Source organism: Pseudomonas sputi, from assembly GCF_021603585.1.
Taxonomy (GTDB): domain Bacteria; phylum Pseudomonadota; class Gammaproteobacteria; order Pseudomonadales; family Pseudomonadaceae; genus Aquipseudomonas; species Aquipseudomonas sputi.
This window is the reverse complement of sequence record NZ_BQHI01000003.1, coordinates 284,348-306,667: the sequence shown is the minus strand read 5'-3', so window position 1 is coordinate 306,667 and position 22,320 is coordinate 284,348. Positions and strand designations below refer to the sequence as shown.

The 22,320-nt window shown below is 60.9% G+C and carries 19 protein-coding genes; 13 read left to right on the top strand and 6 right to left on the bottom strand.

Annotation, left to right across the window (positions count from 1 at the left end):
• The first annotated feature begins 99 nt into the window (after positions 1–99).
• Together L6D81_RS06290 and L6D81_RS06285 are read left to right on the top strand one after the other, a co-directional pair.
• The gene (locus tag L6D81_RS06290; protein WP_236178327.1) at positions 100–828 is read left to right on the top strand and encodes a M12 family metallopeptidase; all 729 of its coding nucleotides are present in this window, start codon (positions 100–102) and stop codon (positions 826–828) included.
• 360 nt (positions 829–1,188) lie between these two features.
• The gene (locus L6D81_RS06285; protein WP_236178326.1) at positions 1,189–1,944 is read left to right on the top strand and encodes a M12 family metallopeptidase; all 756 of its coding nucleotides are present in this window, start codon (positions 1,189–1,191) and stop codon (positions 1,942–1,944) included.
• Positions 1,945–1,996: 52 nt separating this feature from the next.
• On the opposite strand, the gene L6D81_RS06280 is transcribed toward L6D81_RS06285, so the two are convergent.
• A complete protein-coding gene (locus tag L6D81_RS06280) occupies positions 1,997–3,628 on the bottom strand; it encodes a Na+/H+ antiporter (RefSeq protein WP_236178325.1) in 1,632 nt (543 codons plus the stop codon).
• 182 nt (positions 3,629–3,810) lie between these two features.
• On the opposite strand from L6D81_RS06280, the gene L6D81_RS06275 reads away from it, so the two are divergent.
• From L6D81_RS06275 to L6D81_RS06260, 4 genes are all read left to right on the top strand, one after another.
• Complete coding sequence (locus L6D81_RS06275; RefSeq protein ID WP_003222107.1) at positions 3,811–4,173, top strand: ArsC family reductase; 363 nt, start codon at positions 3,811–3,813, stop codon at positions 4,171–4,173.
• Between the two features lie 31 nt (positions 4,174–4,204).
• Positions 4,205–5,239, top strand: a complete 1,035-nt coding sequence (gene dapD / locus L6D81_RS06270; RefSeq protein WP_007954762.1) for a 2,3,4,5-tetrahydropyridine-2,6-dicarboxylate N-succinyltransferase — start codon at positions 4,205–4,207, stop codon at positions 5,237–5,239.
• A 148-nt stretch (positions 5,240–5,387) separates the two neighbouring features.
• Complete coding sequence (locus L6D81_RS06265) at positions 5,388–6,593, top strand: aminotransferase class V-fold PLP-dependent enzyme (RefSeq protein ID WP_236178324.1); 1,206 nt, start codon at positions 5,388–5,390, stop codon at positions 6,591–6,593.
• Positions 6,590–6,997 (top strand): SufE family protein, encoded by a 408-nt coding sequence (locus tag L6D81_RS06260; protein WP_236178323.1) that lies wholly within the window; start codon positions 6,590–6,592, stop codon positions 6,995–6,997. Before L6D81_RS06265 ends, L6D81_RS06260 begins: the two co-directional genes overlap by 4 nt.
• A gap of 48 nt (positions 6,998–7,045) precedes the next feature.
• Here the strand turns inward: L6D81_RS06260 and tcdA are convergent, their stop codons facing one another.
• Positions 7,046–7,864 carry a tRNA cyclic N6-threonylcarbamoyladenosine(37) synthase TcdA gene (gene tcdA / locus L6D81_RS06255; protein ID WP_039762445.1) on the bottom strand — a complete coding sequence of 273 codons (819 nt, stop codon included), beginning with the start codon at positions 7,862–7,864 and terminating at the stop codon, positions 7,046–7,048.
• A 214-nt stretch (positions 7,865–8,078) separates the two neighbouring features.
• Between tcdA and L6D81_RS06250 the strand changes: the two genes are divergently transcribed.
• The 4 genes from L6D81_RS06250 to L6D81_RS06235 all read left to right on the top strand — a co-directional run bounded on the left by L6D81_RS06250 (position 8,079) and on the right by L6D81_RS06235 (position 13,181).
• Positions 8,079–10,670 (top strand): glycosyltransferase, encoded by a 2,592-nt coding sequence (locus tag L6D81_RS06250; RefSeq protein ID WP_236178322.1) that lies wholly within the window; start codon positions 8,079–8,081, stop codon positions 10,668–10,670.
• Positions 10,671–10,767: 97 nt separating this feature from the next.
• Complete coding sequence (gene dapE / locus L6D81_RS06245) at positions 10,768–11,919, top strand: succinyl-diaminopimelate desuccinylase (protein WP_236178321.1); 1,152 nt, start codon at positions 10,768–10,770, stop codon at positions 11,917–11,919.
• Complete coding sequence (locus L6D81_RS06240; RefSeq protein WP_236178320.1) at positions 11,919–12,728, top strand: putative RNA methyltransferase; 810 nt, start codon at positions 11,919–11,921, stop codon at positions 12,726–12,728. The genes dapE and L6D81_RS06240 overlap by 1 nt, the downstream gene beginning before the upstream one ends.
• A gap of 75 nt (positions 12,729–12,803) precedes the next feature.
• Positions 12,804–13,181: a hypothetical protein gene (locus tag L6D81_RS06235; protein ID WP_236178319.1), complete on the top strand. Its 378-nt coding sequence runs from the start codon at positions 12,804–12,806 to the stop codon at positions 13,179–13,181.
• A 104-nt stretch (positions 13,182–13,285) separates the two neighbouring features.
• On the opposite strand, the gene L6D81_RS06230 is transcribed toward L6D81_RS06235, so the two are convergent.
• Positions 13,286–13,495 carry a cold shock domain-containing protein gene (locus L6D81_RS06230; RefSeq protein WP_007954750.1) on the bottom strand — a complete coding sequence of 70 codons (210 nt, stop codon included), beginning with the start codon at positions 13,493–13,495 and terminating at the stop codon, positions 13,286–13,288.
• Between the two features lie 237 nt (positions 13,496–13,732).
• Between L6D81_RS06230 and plsB the strand changes: the two genes are divergently transcribed.
• From plsB to L6D81_RS06215, 3 genes are read left to right on the top strand one after another with little or no spacing between them, the layout of a single operon-like run.
• Positions 13,733–16,237 carry a glycerol-3-phosphate 1-O-acyltransferase PlsB gene (gene plsB, locus L6D81_RS06225; protein ID WP_236178318.1) on the top strand — a complete coding sequence of 835 codons (2,505 nt, stop codon included), beginning with the start codon at positions 13,733–13,735 and terminating at the stop codon, positions 16,235–16,237.
• 51 nt (positions 16,238–16,288) lie between these two features.
• On the top strand, positions 16,289–16,687 hold the full coding sequence (locus tag L6D81_RS06220) for a YbaY family lipoprotein (protein WP_236178317.1): 399 nt from the start codon (positions 16,289–16,291) through the stop codon (positions 16,685–16,687).
• A 25-nt stretch (positions 16,688–16,712) separates the two neighbouring features.
• Positions 16,713–17,402: a DUF4197 domain-containing protein gene (locus L6D81_RS06215; protein ID WP_236178316.1), complete on the top strand. Its 690-nt coding sequence runs from the start codon at positions 16,713–16,715 to the stop codon at positions 17,400–17,402.
• Here L6D81_RS06215 and L6D81_RS06210 read toward each other — a convergent pair.
• From L6D81_RS06210 to L6D81_RS06200, 3 genes are all read right to left on the bottom strand, one after another.
• Positions 17,399–17,584 (bottom strand): hypothetical protein, encoded by a 186-nt coding sequence (locus L6D81_RS06210; protein WP_236178315.1) that lies wholly within the window; start codon positions 17,582–17,584, stop codon positions 17,399–17,401. The genes L6D81_RS06215 and L6D81_RS06210 overlap by 4 nt on opposite strands.
• A 538-nt stretch (positions 17,585–18,122) precedes the next feature.
• A complete protein-coding gene (locus L6D81_RS06205) occupies positions 18,123–21,191 on the bottom strand; it encodes an efflux RND transporter permease subunit (RefSeq protein ID WP_236178314.1) in 3,069 nt (1,022 codons plus the stop codon).
• Positions 21,192–21,197: 6 nt separating this feature from the next.
• Positions 21,198–22,298 (bottom strand): efflux RND transporter periplasmic adaptor subunit, encoded by a 1,101-nt coding sequence (locus L6D81_RS06200; RefSeq protein ID WP_236178313.1) that lies wholly within the window; start codon positions 22,296–22,298, stop codon positions 21,198–21,200.
• Positions 22,299–22,320: the final 22 nt, after the last annotated feature.

The following is a 22,320-nucleotide window of genomic DNA, read 5'->3' as shown; positions in this document are numbered from 1 at the left end:
ATTTACTCCACTCGCCTGCCGGTCGGACGTTAGTCTTGAGCCGCGTATATCGCTGCGCCCAAATAAACTCAAAACGTTAACTTCAAGGAAGAAGTGAACATGAACGACCTGCTGGATTGCCAACTCATTCAATGGCCCGATGATCAAGCCGCTTACATGGCGGCAATCAATGAAAACCCCGCCAATGCCGGTAATACTACCGGCACCCGACGCAAACGCTCAGTCTTTGACTATTCAAAACTATGGGCCAACGGTAGAACCTTGAAAATTGCATTCATGGACTCACCCGACACCGACCACAAGAACAGGATTATCGCTGCGGCCAGTCAGTGGTTACCGTTCATCAACCTGAAGTTTGAATTTGTCGATGATCTGAAGGGCGACATCCGGATTGCGACAAAAAACAATGACAACAGCTCGATGCTGGGAACCGATGCGCTGTTGATCCACCCCGACCATCCCACCATGAACCTGGGCGTCAAACCGGAACATGAAGACTTTGAAGTGATCGTGATCCACGAATTCGGTCACGCACTCGGTGCGATGCACGAACATCAGCACCCAAGGGCCAATATTCCGTGGGATAAGCCAAAGGTATATGAGTTCTACAAAAATCGCGAAATGAACCCGCTGACCGAGGAGCAGGTCGATAGGAACCTGTTCGCGTCCTTCCACACGCCGGACGCGATCTACACCTCCTACGACCGAAAATCGATCATGCACCACCCGGTGGCAAACACATTGACGGTGGGCAACTGGGAAGTACCGATCAACCGTCGGATCAGCAAGAAGGACAAGCGTCTTATGAGACTTCTTTATCCGAAATAAACAATAAAACTCAAACAAAAACAGTTTGCGAGGCGCAACACCTCGCAAACTTTCTTATCACGCAACACAACCACTCAAGCTGAAGCCCTACCTCATCAACACCCTCCACTAACTTAAACGCTACCCACATCCAGAGTGTGAGGCGTGAGTTCCCCCTAGCCGCGTTTAATGCTCCCGGGGGATTCAGATTCTACGCAAGCTTGACGGCAAGACAACTCGAACAAATACCTCACCCCTACAAACTCCCAACAACACACTCCCCTTCAAACTAGCGCAACAACTTGAAAACCCTAACCAATGGACAAAGAATAAAAAAATAAAATAACTTGGCCGCTCTCCAACAACCATGAATCATTAATCATGAATATCGCAAAGCCTTGTAAAATCCCCGTCAACACTGACCCCATAGCCTCCTACAATGCCGCTATAAACGAACGCTCCGACAACGACATCAGCAGTCAAAACCGAAGAAAGCGCAGCATTGGTGCACACACCAAATATTGGAAGACAGGTAAAACACTGAAAATACTCGTCTATCGTTTTAACGAGCATTCATTTGAAGCTGTAAAAAAAGGCGCAAGCAAATGGTTGCCCTACGTTAATTTAAAATTCGATTTCTTCGAAATGGATGAGGAAGACATTTACGGTTCCGACGAGTTTCTCGGGGACATTCGAGTAGACTTTCAGCCCTTGATGAACGACGCCGGCAGTTCCAGGATCGGTACCGACGCACTTACTGGCGACCCCCAAAACCCGTCCATGACCTTAGGAATAAATTTCGACTCAAGCAATTATGAGACCACGGTTATTCATGAGTTTGGCCATGCCCTCGGCATGCTGCATGAGCATCAACATCCGGACGCCGAGATACCCTGGAACCGGGAACAGACCTATCTCTACTTTTCTTCCCTTGGTTTTTCACGCACTGAAGTCGACACCCAGGTATTTCAGCGCGAGCGCGTTCCCGGCCAGACATATACACCCTACGACCGAGATTCAGTCATGCATTACTACATCTCCAACAGCATCACCGACGGCGACTGGCACCAACCCTTGAATAACACAATCAGCCAGGGAGATATCGCGTTCATGCGCAAGATTTACCCGGCAGATTAAAACTCAACAATCAGCCTTTGACTAAATAGAACACAAGCCTCACGTTTCTCAACTACTTGACCTGACCGAGATTGGCCTCACTCAGATCCAATTCGCCCAATACTTCACGCAGCACGTCATCACCAATCTGGTGCTGACGACTGAGGCTGTACAACTCAAGGCGTTGCGCGCGCAGCGCCTTGAGGCGAAGTCGGCGTTCCAGCAGATCCATCTGGAACGCCAGCGCCTGGGCTTCGGCAGAGTCGTTGAACACCTCCAGCTGATGGCGATACTCGGACATGATCCGCGCCTTGAGCTCCGCCGCCAGCGCGGCTTGCGCGGCGTCCTGCGGGCTGACTTCTTCGATCTCCAGCGCATGGATCGCAGCTTCCGCCGTCTTGCGCCAGGCGTCGCGCACTTCCTGACGGCGTTTGTCGTCCGGACTTTTTTCGATGCCGCGCAACAACAACGGCAGTGCAATACACGCCGCCACCAGCGACAACAGGATCACCCCGGCAGCAATGAAGATCAGCAGATCGCGCTCGGGAAATGCCTCAGAGCCCATCAACATCGGAACCGACATCACACCGGCCAATGTGACCGCCCCGCGTACCCCGCCCACGGTCAGCAGCCAGCAGGACCGGGCGGTCGGCACCTGCGTCAGATCCCCCTTGCCCCGCAAGCGACGCAACAGCACCGACAGACGCCAGATGCTTTGCACCCAGATGAAGCGCAACAACACCAGCGCCAGGAAAATCGCGACCACATCAAGACAGCGATAGAACAGGGTCGGCCACAGTGACGTCTCGTGGCTGACTACCGCCTTGATGATGTCCGGCAATTGCAGCCCCAGCAGCAGGAAAATCAGGCCGTTGAAAGCGAACTCCAGCAACGACCAGACACTGCGATTGAGCAACCGGGTGCTGGTCTGGCGCGGCAGCAGATCGAGCCAGCTCTGCATCATCCCCGCCGCCACCGCCGAAAGAATGCCCGACGCGCCGAGTCGTTCGGCCAGCACGTAAGCGGCAAACGGCAGCAGCAACATGAACACCACGTGGGTCGCCGGATCGTCCCAGCCCCGGGCGATCATCCAGGCGCGCAACCGGCCGACCAACCAGCTCAGTGCCACCCCGACCGCCAGACCGCCGACCGCGACCAGCACGAAGGTCAGGCTGGCATTGGCCAGGGAAAACGCACCGGTGACCGCCGCGACCAGCGCGAACTTGAATGTCACCAGACCCGAGGCATCGTTCATCAGCGCCTCGCCCTGCAACATGTGCATCAGCGGCGTGGGCAAGCGGTTCTGCGAAATGGCCGAGACCGCCACGGCATCGGTCGGCGACAGCACCGCCGCCAGCGCAAAGGCCACCGGCAAGGGAATCGTCGGCAGCAGCCAATGAATGAAGTAGCCGGCACCGACCACGGTAAACAGCACCAAGCCGACCGCCAGCGTCAACACCGGCCCGCGCAGACGCCATAACTCACGCTTGGGCATGCGCCAGCCATCGGAAAACAGCAGCGGTGGCAGGAACAGAAACAGGAACAGTTCGGGATCAAGAGCCACGTGCAGGCCAAGGGTCGGCCAGGCCAGCAAGGCACCGGCAGCGATCTGTACCAGGGGCAGTGGAAGTGGAATCACCCGTCCCACGAGGCGCGAAACACTGACCAGCATCAGCAGGATCAGGACGGTATAAGCGGTTTGCATAAAGCGGAAATCCCGGACAATCGACAGCATTGAACTGCCATATTAGCCGCTTAGGCTGTGCGTGACAGTTGCACCTATGTCGCAGGCGTCTACAGCAAAAGCAACCTCTGCGCCGCGAAACCGTCCGGTCATGGCATAATCCGACACCATTTTTTTCCAGCACCTGCAAAGGGGGCAATTCCTTGACCGTTTCAAGCAAAACGTTGCACCTTTTCGGCATCAAAGCCTGCGACACCATGAAAAAGGCGCGCACCTGGCTCGATGAACACGCTGTCAGCTATGACTTCCACGATTACAAGACCGCCGGCATTGACCGTGAACACCTGACCCAATGGTGCGACGAGCATGGCTGGCAAACGGTGTTGAACCGCGCAGGCACGACCTTTCGCAAACTCGACGACGAACGCAAAGCCGATCTCGACCAGTCGAAAGCCATCGAACTGATGCTCGCTCAACCCTCGATGATCAAGCGCCCGGTGCTCGATCTCGGTGACCGAACCCTGATTGGCTTCAAGCCAGACATCTACGCGGCCGCCCTCAAGTAAGCAGCCCGTCACATTTTGTAGAGGTATTCACATGTCCAACTCCCTGTTCAGTATTGCCTTCGGCGTCGGCACCCAGAACCGTCAAGGCGCGTGGCTGGAAGTGTTCTACGCCCAACCGCTGTTGAACCCTTCGGCCGAACTGGTCGCCGCTGTCGCACCGATCCTCGGCTACACCGAAGGCAACCAGGCCATCACCTTCACCACCGCACAGGCTGCGCAGCTGGCTGAAGCCGTGAAAGGCATCGACGCGGTCCAAGGCAAGCTGCTGACCCGTCTGGCCGAAAGCCACAAGCCGCTGGTCGCCACCCTGCTGGCCGAAGACGCGCAACTGACCTCGACCCCTGAGGCTTACCTGAAGCTGCACCTGCTGTCCCATCGTCTGGTCAAGCCGCACGGCGTGAGCCTGGCCGGGATCTTCCCGCTGCTGCCAAACGTGGCCTGGACCAGCCAGGGCGCGATCGACCTGAGCGAACTGGCCGAGCTGCAACTCGAAGCCCGTCTGCGCGGCGAGCTGCTGGAAGTGTTCTCGGTGGACAAGTTCCCGAAAATGACCGACTACGTGGTACCGGCCGGCGTGCGTATCGCTGACGCCGCGCGTCTGCGTCTGGGCGCCTACGTGGGCGAAGGCACCACCGTGATGCACGAAGGCTTCATCAACTTCAACGCCGGCACCGAAGGCCCGGGCATGATCGAAGGCCGCGTCTCCGCTGGCGTGTTCGTCGGCAAGGGTTCGGATCTGGGCGGCGGCTGCTCGACCATGGGCACCCTGTCGGGCGGCGGCAACATCGTGATCAAGGTCGGCGAAGGCTGCCTGATCGGCGCCAACGCCGGTATCGGTATCCCGCTGGGCGACCGCAACACCGTCGAGTCGGGCCTGTACGTGACCGCCGGCACCAAAGTCGCGCTGCTGGACGAGCACAATAACCTGGTCAAAGTGGTCAAGGCCCGTGAACTGGCCGGTCAGACCGACCTGCTGTTCCGTCGCAATTCGGAAACCGGTGCCGTGGAATGCAAGACCCACAAATCGGCGATCGAACTGAACGAAGCGCTGCACGCGCACAACTAAGCGCCGCTGTGACCTCCTGTGGGAGCGGGCTTGCTCGCGAATACGGTGTGTCAGTCACCCGTTATTTCGACTGACACGACGCATGCGCGAGCAAGCCCGCTCCCACAAGGTTCGGTGCACACCCGCCCAAGTTCACAGGGCTGAACAGATGATGATTCCCTCCCCCTGGCGCGCCGACTTTCCGGCGATCGCCGCCCTGCAACGGCAAGACCAGACTTACCTGGACAACGCCGCCACCACGCAAAAACCCCAGGCCCTGCTCGACGCGCTGGCGCATTACTACGCCAATGGCGCGGCCAACGTGCACCGTGCCCAGCACCTGCCTGGCGCCCACGCGACACAGGCGTTCGAGGACAGTCGCCTGAAGGTTGCCCAGTGGCTGAATGCCGGTGACAGCGGGCAGATCATCTTCACCCACGGCGCCACCAGCGCGCTGAATCTCCTGGCTTATGGCCTGGAACACCTTTTCCATCCGGGCGATGAAATTGTCATCAGCGCCCTGGAGCATCACGCCAACCTGCTGCCGTGGCAGCAGCTGGCGCAACGTCGCGACCTGAAGCTGGTAATCCTGCCGCTGGACGATGACGGCGTGATCGACCTCGCTGCTGCCGTTCACCTGATCGGCCCGCGCACTCGCTTGCTGGCGGTCAGCCAGTTGTCCAACGTGCTCGGTGCCTGGCAACCGTTGCCGGCGCTGCTGGCGATGGCCAAGGCGCATAACGCGCTGACGGTGGTCGACGGCGCCCAAGGCGTGGTCCACGGCCGGCACGATGTGCAGGCGCTGGGTTGCGACTTTTACGTGTTTTCCAGCCACAAGCTGTACGGCCCCGATGGCCTTGGCGTGCTGTTCGGACGCAACGCAGCGCTCGAGCAACTGCGGCCGTGGCAGTTCGGTGGCGAAATGGTGCTGGAAGCCAATTATCACGAATCCCGTTTCCGTCCGGCGCCACTGGGTTTCGAAGCCGGAACGCCACCGATTGCCAGTGTGATCGGCCTCGGTGCGACCCTCGACTATCTGGCCGGTCTGGATCAGGACGCGGTGTCCGCCCACGAAGCTGCGCTGCACGCTTACCTGTTACGCGGCCTCGCCGCCCGCAACGGCATTCGCCTGCTGGGCAAGCCGCAACTGGCGCTGGCCAGTTTTGTCGTCGAAGGTGTGCACAACGCCGATCTGGCGCATTTGCTGACTGAACAAGGCATTGCCGTGCGTGCCGGGCATCACTGCGCGATGCCGCTGCTCAAGCGTTTCGAATTGGCCGGGGCGATTCGTGTGTCGCTGGCGTTGTACAACGATTCCGAAGATCTGGAACGCTTCTTTGAAGCGCTGGATCAGGCGCTGGAGCTGTTGCGATGAGCCTGCCGGTCGAGGCCGCCGACGCGCTGCAAACGTTTCAGAACGCAGCTGGTTGGGAACAGCGGGCGCGGCTGTTGATGCAATTTGGTGACCGTCTGCCGCCGTTGAGCGATGCAGACAAGTGCGAGGCCAATCGGGTGCATGGCTGTGAAAGTCAGGTGTGGCTGATTGGCGAATTGCGCGACGGTCACTGGCAGTTCGCGGCGAGCAGCGATGCGCGGATGATTCGCGGATTGGTGGCGTTGCTGCTGTTGCGGGTCAATGGCTTGACCGCCGACGAGTTGCGGCTGGTGGATCTGCCGGACTGGTTCAATCAGTTGGGACTGTCGCGGCAGTTGTCGCCTTCGCGCAGCAATGGCTTGAATGCTGTGTTGCAGCGGATGCGTGAACTCGCCCCTGACTGATCGTTCCCACGCGGAGCGTGGGAACGATCAGTCACGCAGCCCTGGGCTTCAGGCCTGAGGCTTGACCCGATCCGCCGGTCGCCGCACGCCCGCCACGATTTTGTCCACAGCCTTGGTCGCCGCGACCATACCGAACGTCGCCGTCACCATCATCACCGCACCGAACCCGCCAGCGCAGTCCAGCTTCACGCCGTCGCCGACAAAACTCTTCTGCAGGCAAATGCTGCCGTCCGGTTTCGGATAGCGCAGCTGTTCGGTGGAGAACACGCACGGCACGCTGTAATGGCGGGTCACGGTGCGCGAAAAACCGTAGTCACGGCGCAGGGTCGAACGCACTTTCGAGGCCAGTGGATCGTTGAAGGTGCGGTTGAGGTCGCAGACCTGAATCAGCGTCGGATCGATCTGCCCGCCGGCGCCGCCGGTAGTGATGATCTGGATTTTGCGGCGCTTGCACCAGGCGATCAGCGCCGCCTTGGCGTTGACCGCGTCGATGCAGTCGATCACGCAGTCGATGTTCGGCGTGATGTATTCGGCCATGGTGTCGCGGGTGACGAAATCCGCCACGGCGTGCACCGTGCAGTCCGGGTTGATCCCGCGCAGACGCTCGGCCATCACCTCGACCTTGGGCTTGCCGACGGTGCTGTCGAGCGCGTGCAACTGGCGGTTGGCGTTGCTGACACAGACGTCGTCGAGGTCGAACAGCGAAATCTCGCCCACCCCGCAACGGGCCATGGCTTCCGCCGCCCAGGAACCGACGCCGCCAACGCCGACAATCGCCACATGGGCTGCACGCAGGCGCTCGAGGCCCTCGATGCCATATAAACGGGCGATGCCTGCAAACCGCGGATCTTCTGTACTCATGACCATTACCCTGAAAACCGGCGCGCATTATAGGACTACGCAGCGACAAGTTTTAAGCTTCACGCTACAAGTGTAAGAACTTAAGTCAAAGTGGATTGCCCAACGTCCGGCATTTCCCTGTCTCTTGTAGGACTCGGCGAACTGCCGGTGTAGGATGCGCGCCCTCTTGGCGTCAACCAGCCGACCCTTCGTTCCACAGCCTTTGGAACCCGACACAGCTATGTCATCGCGTAAATTTGGACTCAACCTGGTGGTGGTTGTGGCAATCGCCGCCCTGTTCACCGGTTTCTGGGCACTGATCAACCGCCCCGTCTCCGCGCCGAACTGGCCGGAGCAGATCTCCGGTTTCTCCTATTCACCGTTCCAGCAGGGACAGTTCCCGCAGAAAGATCAGTATCCGTCCGACGATGAAATGCGCCGCGACCTGGAGATCATGAGCAAGCTGACGGACAACATCCGTATCTACTCGGTCGACGGCTCCCTGCAGGACATCCCGAAACTGGCGGAAGAATTCGGCCTGCGCGTGACGCTGGGGATCTGGATCAGCCCCGATCAGGAGCGCAACGAGCGCGAAATCACCCGCGCCATCGAACTGGCCAACACCTCGCGCAGCGTGGTTCGCGTAGTGGTCGGTAACGAAGCGATCTTCCGCAAGGAAATCACTGCCCAGGAACTCAGCGTGTTGCTCGACCGCGTCCGCGCGGCAGTCAAAGTGCCGGTGACCACCTCCGAACAGTGGCACGTCTGGGAAGAGCACCCGGAGCTGGCCAAGCACGTCGACCTGATCGCCGCCCACGTGCTGCCTTACTGGGAATTCATTCCGGTGGACAAGGCCGGGCAGTTCGTTTTCGACCGCGCCCGCGACCTGAAAAAGATGTTCCCGAAAAAACCGCTGCTGCTGTCCGAAGTGGGCTGGCCGAGCAACGGCCGCATGCGCGGTGGCGCCGATGCGTCGCCGGCGGATCAGGCGATCTACCTGCGCACGCTGGTCAACAAACTCAACCGCCAGGGCTTCAACTACTTCGTGATCGAAGCGTTTGACCAGCCGTGGAAGGCCAGCGACGAAGGTTCGGTCGGCGCCTACTGGGGCGTGTTCAACGCCGCGCGCCAACAGAAATTCAACTTCGAAGGCCCGGTGGTGGCGATCCCGCAGTGGCGCGTGCTGGCCATCGGTTCGGTGGTGTTGGCGCTGCTGTCGCTGACCCTGCTGATGATCGACGGCTCGGCCCTGCGTCAGCGTGGTCGTACCTTCCTGACCTTTATCGCGTTCCTCTGCGGTTCGGTGCTGGTGTGGATCGGTTACGACTACAGCCAGCAATACAGCACGTGGTTCAGCCTGACGGTGGGTTTCCTGCTGGCGCTCGGTGCGCTCGGGGTGTTCATCGTATTGCTGACCGAGGCCCACGAACTGGCCGAAGCGGTGTGGATCCACAAACGCCGCCGTGAATTCCTGCCGGTGGTCGGCGATTCGGACTACCGCCCGAAAGTCTCGATCCACGTACCCTGCTACAACGAGCCGCCGGAAATGGTCAAACAGACCCTCAACGCCCTGGCCAACCTCGACTATCCGGATTTCGAAGTCCTGATCATCGACAACAACACCAAGGACCCGGCGGTCTGGGAGCCGGTGCGCGACTACTGCGAAACCCTCGGCCCGCGCTTCAAGTTCTTCCACGTCTCGCCCCTGGCCGGTTTCAAGGGTGGCGCGCTGAACTACCTGATCCCGCACACCGCCAAGGACGCCGAAGTGATCGCGGTGATCGACTCCGACTACTGCGTGCACCCGAACTGGCTCAAGCACATGGTGCCGCACTTCGCCGACCCGAAAATCGCCGTGGTGCAGTCGCCGCAGGATTACCGCGACCAGAACGAAAGCACCTTCAAGAAGCTCTGCTACGCCGAATACAAAGGCTTCTTCCACATCGGCATGGTCACCCGCAACGACCGCGACGCGATCATCCAGCACGGCACCATGACCATGACCCGTCGCTCGGTTCTGGAAGAACTGGGCTGGGCCGACTGGTGCATCTGTGAAGACGCCGAACTGGGTCTGCGGGTATTCGAGAAAGGCCTGTCGGCGGCGTATTACCACGACAGTTACGGCAAGGGTCTGATGCCGGATACCTTCATCGACTTCAAGAAGCAGCGTTTCCGCTGGGCCTACGGCGCGATCCAGATCATCAAGCGTCACACCCGCAGCCTGCTGCGCGGCAAGGACACCGAGCTGACGCGCGGCCAGCGTTACCACTTCCTCGCGGGCTGGCTGCCGTGGGTGGCGGACGGCATGAACATCTTCTTCACCGTCGGTGCACTGCTGTGGTCGGCAGCGATGATCATCGTGCCGCAACGGGTCGATCCGCCACTGCTGATTTTCGCGATCCCGCCGCTGGCGCTGTTCGTGTTCAAGGTCGGCAAGATCATCTTCCTCTATCGTCGCGCCGTCGGTGTGAACCTGAAAGATGCATTCTGCGCCGCACTGGCCGGTCTGGCGTTGTCGCATACCATCGCCAAAGCGGTGCTGTACGGCTTCTTCACCAGCAGCATTCCGTTCTTCCGCACCCCGAAAAACGCCGACAACCATGGTTTCTGGGTGGCGATTTCCGAGGCCCGGGAAGAGCTGTTCATCATGCTGCTGTTGTGGGGCGCGGCGCTGGGGATCTTCCTGGTGCAGGGCATTCCGAGCAACGACATGCGCTTCTGGGTGGCCATGCTGCTGGTGCAGTCGCTGCCGTACGTGGCGGCGCTGATCATGGCGTTCCTGTCGTCGCTGCCAAAACCTTCGGCGGCGCCTGAACCGGCACCCGTCGTCTAATTCCTCGACGAAGCACTAAACGGCGGCCAATGGTCGCCGTTTTGCTTTAAGATAACCGCCATTTTGCGCGCCTTGCCCCCAGCTTTCGGAGTTTCCCATGACGGCCCACGCCGACCTTTCGCCGACCCTCCAACTCGCCATCGACCTGATCCGCCGTCCGTCCGTGACGCCGGTCGACGCCGATTGCCAGAAGCAGATGATGCAGCGCCTGGGCGATGCCGGTTTCCAGCTGGAACCGATGCGCATCGAAGAAGTGGATAACTTCTGGGCGACTCACGGTAAAGGCGACGGCCCGGTGCTGTGCTTCGCCGGTCATACCGACGTGGTGCCGACCGGCCCGGTGACCGCCTGGCAGATCGACCCGTTCAACGCGGTGATCGACGAGCACGGCATGCTCTGCGGCCGTGGCGCGGCGGACATGAAAGGCAGCCTGGCCTCGATGACCGTAGCGGCCGAGCGTTTTGTCACCGACTACCCGGATCACAAGGGCAAGGTCGCCTTCCTGATCACCAGCGACGAAGAAGGCCCGGCGCATCACGGCACCAAGGCCGTGGTCGAGCGTCTGGCCGCCCGTAACGAGCGTCTGGACTGGTGCATCGTCGGCGAACCGTCGAGCACCGCACTGGTGGGCGACGTGGTAAAGAACGGGCGTCGCGGCTCCCTCGGCGCCAAACTGACCGTGCGCGGTGTGCAGGGCCACGTGGCCTATCCGCACCTGGCGAAGAACCCGATCCACCTCGCCGCCCCGGCCCTGGCCGAGCTGGCCGCCGAGCATTGGGATCACGGCAACGATTTCTTCCCGCCGACCAGTTTCCAGATTTCCAACGTCAACTCCGGCACCGGCGCGACCAACGTGATTCCGGGCGATCTGGTGGCGGTGTTCAACTTCCGTTTTTCCACCGAGTCGACCGTTGAAGGCCTGCAGAAACGTGTCGCCGACATCCTCGACAAGCATGACCTGGACTGGCACATCGACTGGGCGCTGTCCGGTCTGCCGTTCCTTACCGAGCCGGGCGCGCTGCTCGACGCGGTGTCGTCGAGCATCAAGGACATCACCGGCCGCGAGACCAAGGCGTCCACCAGCGGCGGCACCTCCGACGGTCGTTTCATCGCGACCATGGGCACCCAGGTTGTTGAACTGGGCCCGGTCAACGCGACCATCCACCAGGTCAACGAGCGCGTACTGGCGGCCGATCTCGACGTGCTGACCGAGATCTACTACCAGACCCTGATCAAGTTGCTCGCCTGATGCTCGCGTGTCCGATCTGCAGTGAACCGCTGAACGCGGTGGACAACGGCGTGGCCTGCCCTGCCGGCCACCGCTTCGACCGTGCGCGCCAGGGTTACCTCAACCTGCTGCCGGTGCAGCACAAGAACAGCCGCGACCCCGGCGACAACCAGGCGATGGTCGAGGCCCGCCGCGACTTCCTCAACGCCGGGCATTACGCGCCGGTGGCCAAGCGTCTGGCGGAACTGGCGGCGGGTTATGCGCCGGCGCGCTGGGTCGATATCGGTTGTGGCGAGGGTTACTACACCGCGCAGATCGCCGAGGCCTTGCCCGATGCCGATGGCTACGCACTGGACATCTCGAAGGAGGCGGTCAAACGCGCCTGCAAACGCAACCCGGCGCTGACCTGGTTGATCGCCAGCATGGCCCGCGTGCCACTGGCTTCCGGCAGCTGCCAGTTTCTGGCCAGCGTCTTCAGTCCCTTGGACTGGGAAGAAGCCAAGCGCCTGCTCAGTGTCGGCGGCGGCCTGATGAAAGTCGGCCCGACCAGCGGCCATCTGATGGAACTGCGCGAACGGCTGTACGACGAAGTGCGCGAGTACACCGACGACAAACACCTGGCCCTGGTGCCGGAAGGCATGGCACTGGCGCACAGTGAAACCCTGGAATTCAAGCTGACGCTGGACAAGCCCGAGGATCGCGCCAACCTGCTGGCGATGACACCTCACGGCTGGCGCGCCAGTGCCGAGCGCCGCGCGGCGGTGATCGAACAGCCCGAGCCGTTCGTGACCACGGTCTCGATGCGCTACGATTATTTCGTTCTTCAATAACTTTTGGACTCGGGCGAGTGCCCGGGGCCGGCTAAATCCGCGAATGGATTTTTCAGACCCGCAGTGAGGATATCCATGCGCCAACCGGACATCGAGATTTACCTGAAAGACGCCGACGTCGACCACAAGGCCATTTCCGCCTGGCTGGGCGCCGCGCTCGGCCCGTGCAGCGACTGGGTACAGAAAGGCCAGACCTGGAAGTGCAAGGCCGGCAACATCCCGGTGACCTGGCTGCCGAAAGCCGTAGGCAAGTGGAACAGCCTGTACCTGGAAAGCGATGCGACCCCATGGGACGACGACATCGCCTGCGCCCGCGCCGCCTTTACCGCGCTGAACGTCGAAGTGCGCTGCGCACCGGGGACGTGGGTCGAGGAAGAAGGTGAGGAAACAGCGGATCGCTGGATTCGGATCAGCGTTGATGGTGAAGAAGAAATCACCTGGAAAACGGCCTGACTCTGATCGTTCCCATGCTCCGCGTGAACCCGGGACGCAGAGCGTCCATTGAGGCATTCCCACGCAGAGCGTGGGAACGATCAGACTGGCCGTAGGCCGCTCTGTTACAGACCTACAACGTCTTCAGCCTGCAACCCCTTCTGCCCTTCCACCACCGCGTATTCAACCTGCTGACCCTCGGTCAGCGAACGGTGGCCTTCGCCACGGATCGCGCGGTAGTGCACGAACACGTCCACCCCGTCTTCGCGCTGAATGAAGCCGTAGCCCTTGGCGTCGTTGAACCACTTCACGTTGCCGGTTTCACGTGTTGCCATCTGTTCATACTCCGTTTTTATTATTGAACAGGCTTTTCGCAGGAAAGCCTTTGAGGAACGTCAGCCTGCGTCCGACGTCCATAAAAGGGCCCCGGCGACAGATCGCCGAGTATATGACAGGCGGCAAAACTCTCAACAGGAGATTACTTCGCCGCTTTTTTGCCGATTTTCCATGAATCCGGCACACTATCGACCGCCCGAGCAAACGCTCGGTTTATCCACTCACGCAGAAGCCGTATGACCCGTTCCCCGTTCCGCCGTCTTGTGTTTGGCACCTTGCGCCGACTGTTATATCTCTGGGTTCGCTCCGAGACAATCAACCAGTCGTCGTTCACCCTCAACCTCGACCGCAGTCGTCCGGTGTTCTACGTCCTGCAAAATCCATCGCTGACCGATCTGGCGGTGGTCGACACCGAGTGCACCAAGGCCGGTCTGCCGCGCCCGGTGCTGCCGGTGTCCGTGGGTTCGCTGATCGAACCGGCGGCGTTCTTCTACCTGACGCCAGACCCGGACTGGCTCGGCCGCCAGGACAAACGCGGTGCGCCGCCGACCCTGACCCGACTGGTCAGTGCCCTGAGCCAGAACGCTGCCGAAGACGCACAGATCATTCCGGTCAGCGTGTTCTGGGGCCAGTCGCCGGACAGCGAGAACAGCCCATGGAAATTGCTATTCGCCGACAGCTGGGCCGTCACCGGGCGCCTGCGTCGCCTGCTGAGCATCATGATTCTGGGGCGCAAGACCCGCGTGCAATTCTCCGCACCGATCCACTTTCGCGAACTGATCGAGCACAACAAGGGGCACGAGCGCACCGTGCGCATGGCCCAGCGGATCCTGCGGGTGCACTTTCGCAACCTCAAGGCTGCGGTGATCGGTCCGGACATTTCCCACCGCCGTAACCTGGTCAAAGGCCTGCTCAACCAGCCGCTGGTCAAGCAAGCGATCCTCGACGAAGCCGAGCGCGAAAACATTTCCCCGGAAAAAGCCAAGGCCCAGGCCCTGCGCTACGGCAACGAAATCGCCTCGGACTACACCTACACCGCGATCCGTTTTCTCGAAGTGGTGCTGAGCTGGTTCTGGAACAAGATCTACGACGGGATCAAGGTCAACCACATCGAAGGCGTGCAGAAGGTCGCCCAGGGTCACGAAGTGATCTACGTGCCGTGCCACCGCAGCCATATCGACTATCTGCTGCTGTCGTACCTGCTGTTCCGCAACGGCCTGACGCCGCCGCACATCGCCGCCGGGATCAACCTGAACATGCCGGTGATCGGCAGCCTGCTGCGCCGTGGCGGTGCGTTCTTCATGCGCCGCACGTTCAAGGGCAATCCGCTGTACACCTCGGTGTTCAACGAATACCTGCACACCCTGTTCACCAAAGGTTTTCCGGTCGAATACTTCGTCGAAGGTGGCCGCTCGCGTACCGGACGCATGCTGCAGCCGAAAACCGGGATGCTCGCAATCACCATGCGCAGCTTCTTGCGTTCGTCGCGGATGCCGATCGTGTTCGTGCCGGTGTACATCGGTTATGAGCGCGTACTGGAAGGCCGTACTTACCTCGGCGAGCTGCGTGGCGCGAGCAAGAAGAAAGAATCGATCTTCGACATCTTCAAAGTCATCGGCGCGCTCAAGCAGCGCTTCGGCCAGGTGGCGGTGAACTTCGGCGAGCCGATCAAACTGGCGGAGTTCCTCGACAGCGAACAACCGGACTGGCGCCAGCAGGAACTGGGCCCGCAGTACAAACCGGCATGGCTCAACGAAACCACCCATCGTCTCGGAGAGAAAGTCGCGCAGCATCTGAACGAAGCCGCTGCGGTCAATCCGGTCAACCTGGTGGCGCTGGCGCTGCTGTCGACCACCCGTCTGGCGCTGGATGATCGGGCCATGGCGCGGGTGCTGGATCTGTATCTGGCGCTGCTGCGCAAGGTTCCATACTCGCCGCACACCACCTTGCCGGAAGGCGATGGCCGGGCGCTGATCGAGCATGTGAAGGACATGGATCTGCTGTCCGAGCAGAGCGACGCGCTGGGCAAGATTTTGTATCTGGACGAGCAGAACGCCGTCCTCATGACCTACTACCGCAACAACGTGCTGCACATCTTCGCCCTGCCGGCGCTGCTGGCGAGCTTCTTCCAGAGCACCTCGCGCATGAGCCGCGAACAGATCCTGCGCTACTCCCGCGCGCTGTATCCGTACCTGCAATCGGAGCTGTTCATCCGCTGGACGCTGGACGAACTGGATGCGGTGATCGATCAATGGCTGGAAGCGTTTGTCGAGCAAGGCCTGCTGCGTTTCGAGAAAGACGTGTACCTGCGTCCGGCGCCGAGCTCGCGGCATTTCGTGCTGCTGACCCTGCTGTCGAAGAGCATTGCCCAGACCCTGCAACGCTTCTACATGACGGTTTCCCTGCTGCTCAACAGTGGCCAGAACAGCATCAGTGCAGAAGAACTGGAGGACCTGTGCACGGTCATGGCCCAGCGCCTGTCGATCCTGCATGGCCTGAACGCGCCGGAATTCTTCGACAAAAGCCTGTTCCGCCACTTCATCCAGACCCTGCTCGACCTCGACGTACTGCGCCGCGACGAAGCCGGCAAGTTGAGCTATCACGAACTGCTCGGCGAACTGGCCGAAGGCGCCGCCAAACGGGTGTTGCCGGCGGAGATTCGTTTGTCGATCCGTCAGGTGGCGCTGCATCGCAGCGAGGATGCGGCCGATCAGGTCGCCCCCCCTGTGCAAAGCGACTAAATGTTTGCAGGCGCCAGGCTTCTTCTGGCGCCGTCGATACGGAGATCTCCGATGAAAAAACTTTCCCTGCTGGCCGCCGCCACGCTGCTCAGCGCCTGCCAGTCGACCTCACCGGCCGGCAAGGTCAGCCTCGACGGCGAAGTGTTCTACCTGCAACGCATCGCCCTGCCGCCCAGTGCGACCTTGAGCGTGAGCCTGCAGGACGTTTCGCTGGCCGACGCTCCGGCCCTGGTGCTCGACGAACAGAAAGGCCCGGTCAAAGGCCAGGTGCCGCTGCCGTTCCACTTGAGCTACGATCCGGCCCAGGTCAAACCCGGCCACCGCTACTCGGTCAGCGCACGCATTGAAGTCAACGGCGAGCTGATGTTCATCACCACCGAAAACCATGCCGTGCAGCTTGATGGCAAGGATCCGCAGCCACTGAAGATCCGCGTCGACGCTGCCCGCTAACGCTCTCTTAAAAAAGGAAGCCGCCATGCTCCGCCCTACCCTTCGCTTCGCCGGCCTGTGCGCAGGCCTGATGATCTGCGCCAACGCACTGGCGCTGTCCCTCAACGACCTGTCGCAAGGCGACGCCACCGGCGGCCTCAAGGATGCCCTGACCCAGGGCGCGCAACTGGCCGTCAAGCAACTCGGCACCCCGGGCGGCTTTAGCAACAACCCGGACGTGAAGATCGAACTGCCGGGCAAACTCGGCAAAGTCGCCGGCAAGATGAAAGCCTTCGGCATGGGCGCCCAGGTCGAGGAGCTGGAAACCGCCATGAACAAGGCCGCAGAAACCGCCGTCACCCAGGCCCAGCCGATCCTCGTCGACGCCGTGAAGAAAATGAGCGTGGAAGACGCCAAAGGCATCCTCAGCGGCGGCAACGACTCCGCCACCCGATACCTGGACAAATCCAGCCGCGAACAGATCCGCACCAAGTTCCTGCCGATCGTCAAACAGGCAACCGACAAGGTCGGCGTAGCCCAGAAATACAACGCCTTCGCCGGCCAGGCCGCGACCTTCGGCGTGGTGGACGCGAAAAGCGCCAATATCGAAAGCTACGTGACCGAACAAGCGCTCAACGGCCTGTTCGAAATGATCGGCAAACAGGAAGAAACCATCCGCAAAAACCCGGCCGCTGCGGCGACGAGCCTGGCGAAGAAGGTGTTCGGTACGCTTTAACTCCCTCGCGCAATGAAAAGCCCGCTGATCTTTACGGGTTCAGCGGGCTTTTTCATGGGAGTCAGTGTTGTGAAGCGAACCGAGCCAAAGCCTGGCTTGAGATCGCGCTTGAAATCGCAAATCCTAAAACGCTTGAGAGCACTCAGGCGTTCCGCAGCTTTTTTGAACAGTTCAAGAACCACTGTAGCCCTCCCCCAGGGGGAAGAGTGGACTGACCGAGGAGTTTGTGAGAGCTACGCCGACATGAAATACCGAAGTGAACTCGGGTTTTAAAACACATACAGCACTACTCCCACTCCACTCCCGCTTTGGCTTTGGCTTTGGCTTTGGCTTTGGCTTTGGCTTTGACTTTCCACCACTCAACACAATGAGCGTTAGCTCGAGTAACGCTTTTGACGTGCCGGCCCCATCGGAAGGCTGAGTGGAGGGATTTATCCGGGGGTGGGAGCGCAGCGACCGTGCGGCGCAGCCGCATGCATCGAGAGGAGGTGCAGCGAAGCAAACCGTAGGCGATGCCCCCGGATGAATCCCGGAACGAAGGAACCCCGAGCCCCAGCGAGGGGCCGAACGCCGGGGCCAAGCCTTTTGGTTCCTTTTTGGCGTCTGAAAAAGGGACTCGCCGTAAGGGCGAAACCGCCAGCCGCAGCACCCGAAGCAACGGATATTCACAAAAAACGCCCAGAGCATGGCCGGCCCAAAGGCCGCCAAGCTCAACCAGCCTCAAGCCTCCTTGCGAACCCTGAACCAAGCCGCATACAACGCCGGCAAAAACAAAAGCGTCAGAGCAGTCGCAACAATCAACCCCCCCATGATCGCCACCGCCATCGGCCCAAAAAACACACTGCGAGAAAGCGGAATCATCGCCAACACCGCCGCCAAAGCCGTCAACACAATCGGCCGGAACCGCCGCACGGTCGCCTCGATAATCGCCTGCCACGGCTTGAGCCCGGCGGCGATGTCCTGCTCGATCTGATCCACCAGAATCACCGAGTTACGCATGATCATCCCCGACAGCGCGATCGTCCCGAGCATCGCCACAAACCCGAACGGCTGGCGGAACACCAACAGAAACAGCGTCACCCCGATCAACCCCAAAGGCGCCGTCAGAAACACCATCGCCGTGCGCGAAAAACTGCGCAGCTGCACCATCAGCAACGTCAGCACCACGACAATGAACATCGGCACCCCGGCGTTCACCGACTTCTGCCCACGCTCCGAATCCTCCACCGTGCCGCCGACATCCAGCAGATAGCCGTCCGGCAATTCGGCACGGATCGGATCAAGCGTCGGCATGATCTGCTTCACCAGCGTCGCCGGCTGCTCCTTGCCGTAGATGTCCGCCCGCACGGTGACGTTCGGCAGGCGATTGCGGTGCCAGATAATGCCTTCCTCGAAGCCATATTCCAGTGTGGCGATCTGCGACAGCGCGACGCTGCGACCGTTGTCGGTCGGCACCGCCAGGCTCGGCAGCAACGACAGTTCGGTGCGCTCGTGCACGGTGCCACGCAGGAGGATTTCGATCAGTTCGTTGTCTTCGCGGTACTGGCTGACACTGGAGCCGGTCAGCGAACTCTGAAGGAATTTCGCCAGGCTCGCCGTGCTCACACCCAAGGCCCGGGCGCGGTCCTGATCGATGTTCAGGTACACGACCTTGCTCGGCTCTTCCCAGTCCAGATGCACGTTCACCACATGCGGATTCTCACGCACCTTGGCCGCGACCTTGCGCGCCAGGGCGCGGACTTCTTCGATGTGTTCGCCGGTGACGCGGAACTGCACCGGGTAACCGACCGGCGGGCCGTTTTCCAGGCGCGTGACCCGCGAGCGCAAGGCCGGGAACTGCTCGTTCAAGGTGTCGATCAGCCACGTACGCAGCGCTTCGCGCTCCTCGATGGTTTTCGCCAGGACGACGAACTGGGCGAAGCTCGCCGCCGGCAGTTGTTGATCCAGCGGCAGGTAGAAACGCGGCGAACCGGTGCCGACGTAAGCGACATAGTTGTCGATGCCGGCGTGATCCTTGAGCATCGCTTCCAGGCGCTTGACCTCGCCCGTGGTATTGGCCAGCGAGGCGCCCTCGGCAAGCTTCAGATCGACCATCAATTCCAGTCGCCCGGACGCCGGGAAGAACTGCTGCGGCACGAACCGGAACAACGCCACCGAAGCCACAAACAGCAACACGGTGAGCACGATCACGGTTTTTCGCCGGCGCACGCACCACTCCACCAGACGCCGCACCCGTTGGTAGAACGGCGTTCCGTAAGGATCGGTCCGGCCGTCAGCCGTACCGTGTTTGGCTGCGTGAATTTTCGCCAGATCCGGCAGGAGTTTTTCCCCCAGATACGGCACGAACACCACGGCCGCCACCCACGATGCGAGCAAGGCAATGGTCACCACCTGGAAGATCGAGCGGGTGTATTCGCCAGTACCGGACTGCGCAGTGGCAATCGGCAGGAAGCCAGCGGCGGTGATCAGCGTACCGGTGAGCATCGGGAACGCCGTGCTGGTCCAGGCATAACTGGCAGCCTTGATCCGGTCGAAGCCCTGCTCCATTTTGATCGCCATCATTTCCACGGCGATGATCGCGTCGTCCACCAGCAAACCCAGCGCCAGCACCAGCGCGCCAAGGGAGATCTTGTGCAGGCCGATGCCCAAGTAATACATGCAGGCGAAGGTCATCGCCAGCACCAGCGGAATGGCCAGCGCCACTACCATGCCGGTACGTACACCGAGGGAGAAAAAGCTCACCAGCAACACGATGGCCAACGCTTCGACCAGCACCTGAACGAATTCACCCACGCCGGTTTTCACGGCGGCGGGCTGGTCGGAGACCTTGCGCAACTGCATGCCGGCCGGCAAGTTTTTCTGGATGCGGGCGAACTCGATTTCCAGGGCTTTGCCCAGCACCAGAATGTCGCCGCCGTCCTTCATTGCCACCGCCAGACCAATGGCGTCCTCGCCCATGAAGCGCATGCGCGGTGCCGGAGGATCGTTGAAACCGCGCCGCACGTCGGCGACATCGGAGATGCGGAACGTACGATCACCGACCCGGATCGGGAAGTTCTTGATCTCGTCGACTGTCTGAAAATTCCCCGAGACCCGTAGCTGCAATCGCTCGCTGCCGGTTTCGAAGAAGCCGGCGGTGGATACCGCGTTCTGCTCTTCCAATGCCTGCTGCACCGCAGCCAAAGGCAGACCGAGGGTGGCGAGTTTGACGTTGGACAGTTCGACCCAGACCTTCTCGTCCTGCAGACCGAGCAGATCGACCTTGCCCACATCCTTGACCCGCTGCAGCTGGATCTGGACACGGTCGGCATAATCCTTGAGCACCGCGTAGTCGAAACCGTCGCCGGTCAGCGCATAGATATTGCCGAAGGTGGTGCCGAACTCATCGTTGAAAAACGGACCCTGAATCCCCGGCGGCAGGGTCTGGCGAATGTCACCGACCTTCTTGCGCACCTGATACCAGAGATCCGGAATCTCCACCGAATGCATGGAGTCGCGGGCAATGAACGTGACCTGGGATTCACCAGGGCGCGAGAACGAGACAATCCGCTCGTACTCGCCGGTTTCCATCAGTTTCTTTTCGATGCGCTCGGTAACCTGGCGCGAGACTTCCTGCGCCGTGGCACCGGGCCAGCGGGTCTGGATGACCATGGCCTTGAACGTGAACGGCGGATCTTCGCTCTGGCCGAGCTTGGTGTAGGACAAGGCGCCGACGATCGCCAGCAAAAGCATCAGGAACAGTACGATCTGGCGATTGCGCAGCGCCCAGGCGGAAAGATTGAAACCCATCGGGGATTACTCCTTGTCCGCCAGATTGACCACGCGGTTGGAACGATCCACCGGACGCACCTGTTGCCCTTCCAGCAGAACATGCACGCCGGCGGCGACCACCCAGTCGCTGGCGTTCAGGCCTTCGAGCACCGGCACGGTTTTCTCACCGAACGGGCCGACGCGTACCGGAGTCTTTTTCAGGGTGTTGTTGGCGCTGACGACCCAGACGTAGGTCGCGCCGTTTTCGGCCGTCAGTGCCGAGAGCGGCACCGACAGCGGGATGACGTCGGCGGTCTGCACGAAGACCCGGGCGCTCTGGCCCAGTTCTGCCGGGACCTTGCCGGCGGTGAATGAAATGCGTGCGGCGAAGGTACGGGATTTCGGATCGGCGGCCGGCGACAGCTCGCGGATCTGCCCGGCGAAGCGCTGGTTCGGTTGCGTCCACAACTCCACCGACACCGGCTGGCCGACCTTGAAGCGGCCGAAACTCTGCTCCGGCAGGCTGATCAGCACTTCCCGTTCGCCGTCAGTGGCGAGGGTGAACACGGTTTGCCCGGCGGCGACCACTTGCCCGACTTCCACCGAACGCTTGGCCACCACGCCATCCTGAGGCGCGCGCAGCACGGCGTAACTGGCCTGATTGGTCGAGACGTTGAATTCGGCTTTGATCTGTTTGAGGCGGGCTTCGCCGGAGCGGTAGAGGTTCTCGGCATTGTCGTAGGCCGAGCGGCTGACCATCTGCCGTTCCATCAGGGTCTTGTAACGGTCACGCTCGGCGCGCACCAGATTAAGGTTGGCTTCGGCCGCCGCGACCTGGGCCCGGGTCGCTTCCAGTTGCAGGCGTACATCCTGCGGATCGAGTTCGGCGAGCGGTTGATCGGCCTTCACGCGCTGACCTTCGTCGACCAGCCGTCGGCTGACTTTGCCGCCGATACGGAACGCCAGGTCGGGTTCGTAGCGGGCGCGAACCTCACCCGGATAACTTTCCATCGCCTGCGCCGAAGGCTCTGGCTGAACCACCATGGCCGGTCGCACGCTGACTTGTGTCACCTCTTCCTTGCCACACGCCGACAACAGAAACGCCAGACTGACTGGCACCGCAAAAGACAACGCATGGCGGAACATGGTGAAGGACCTTTCGCTAAGG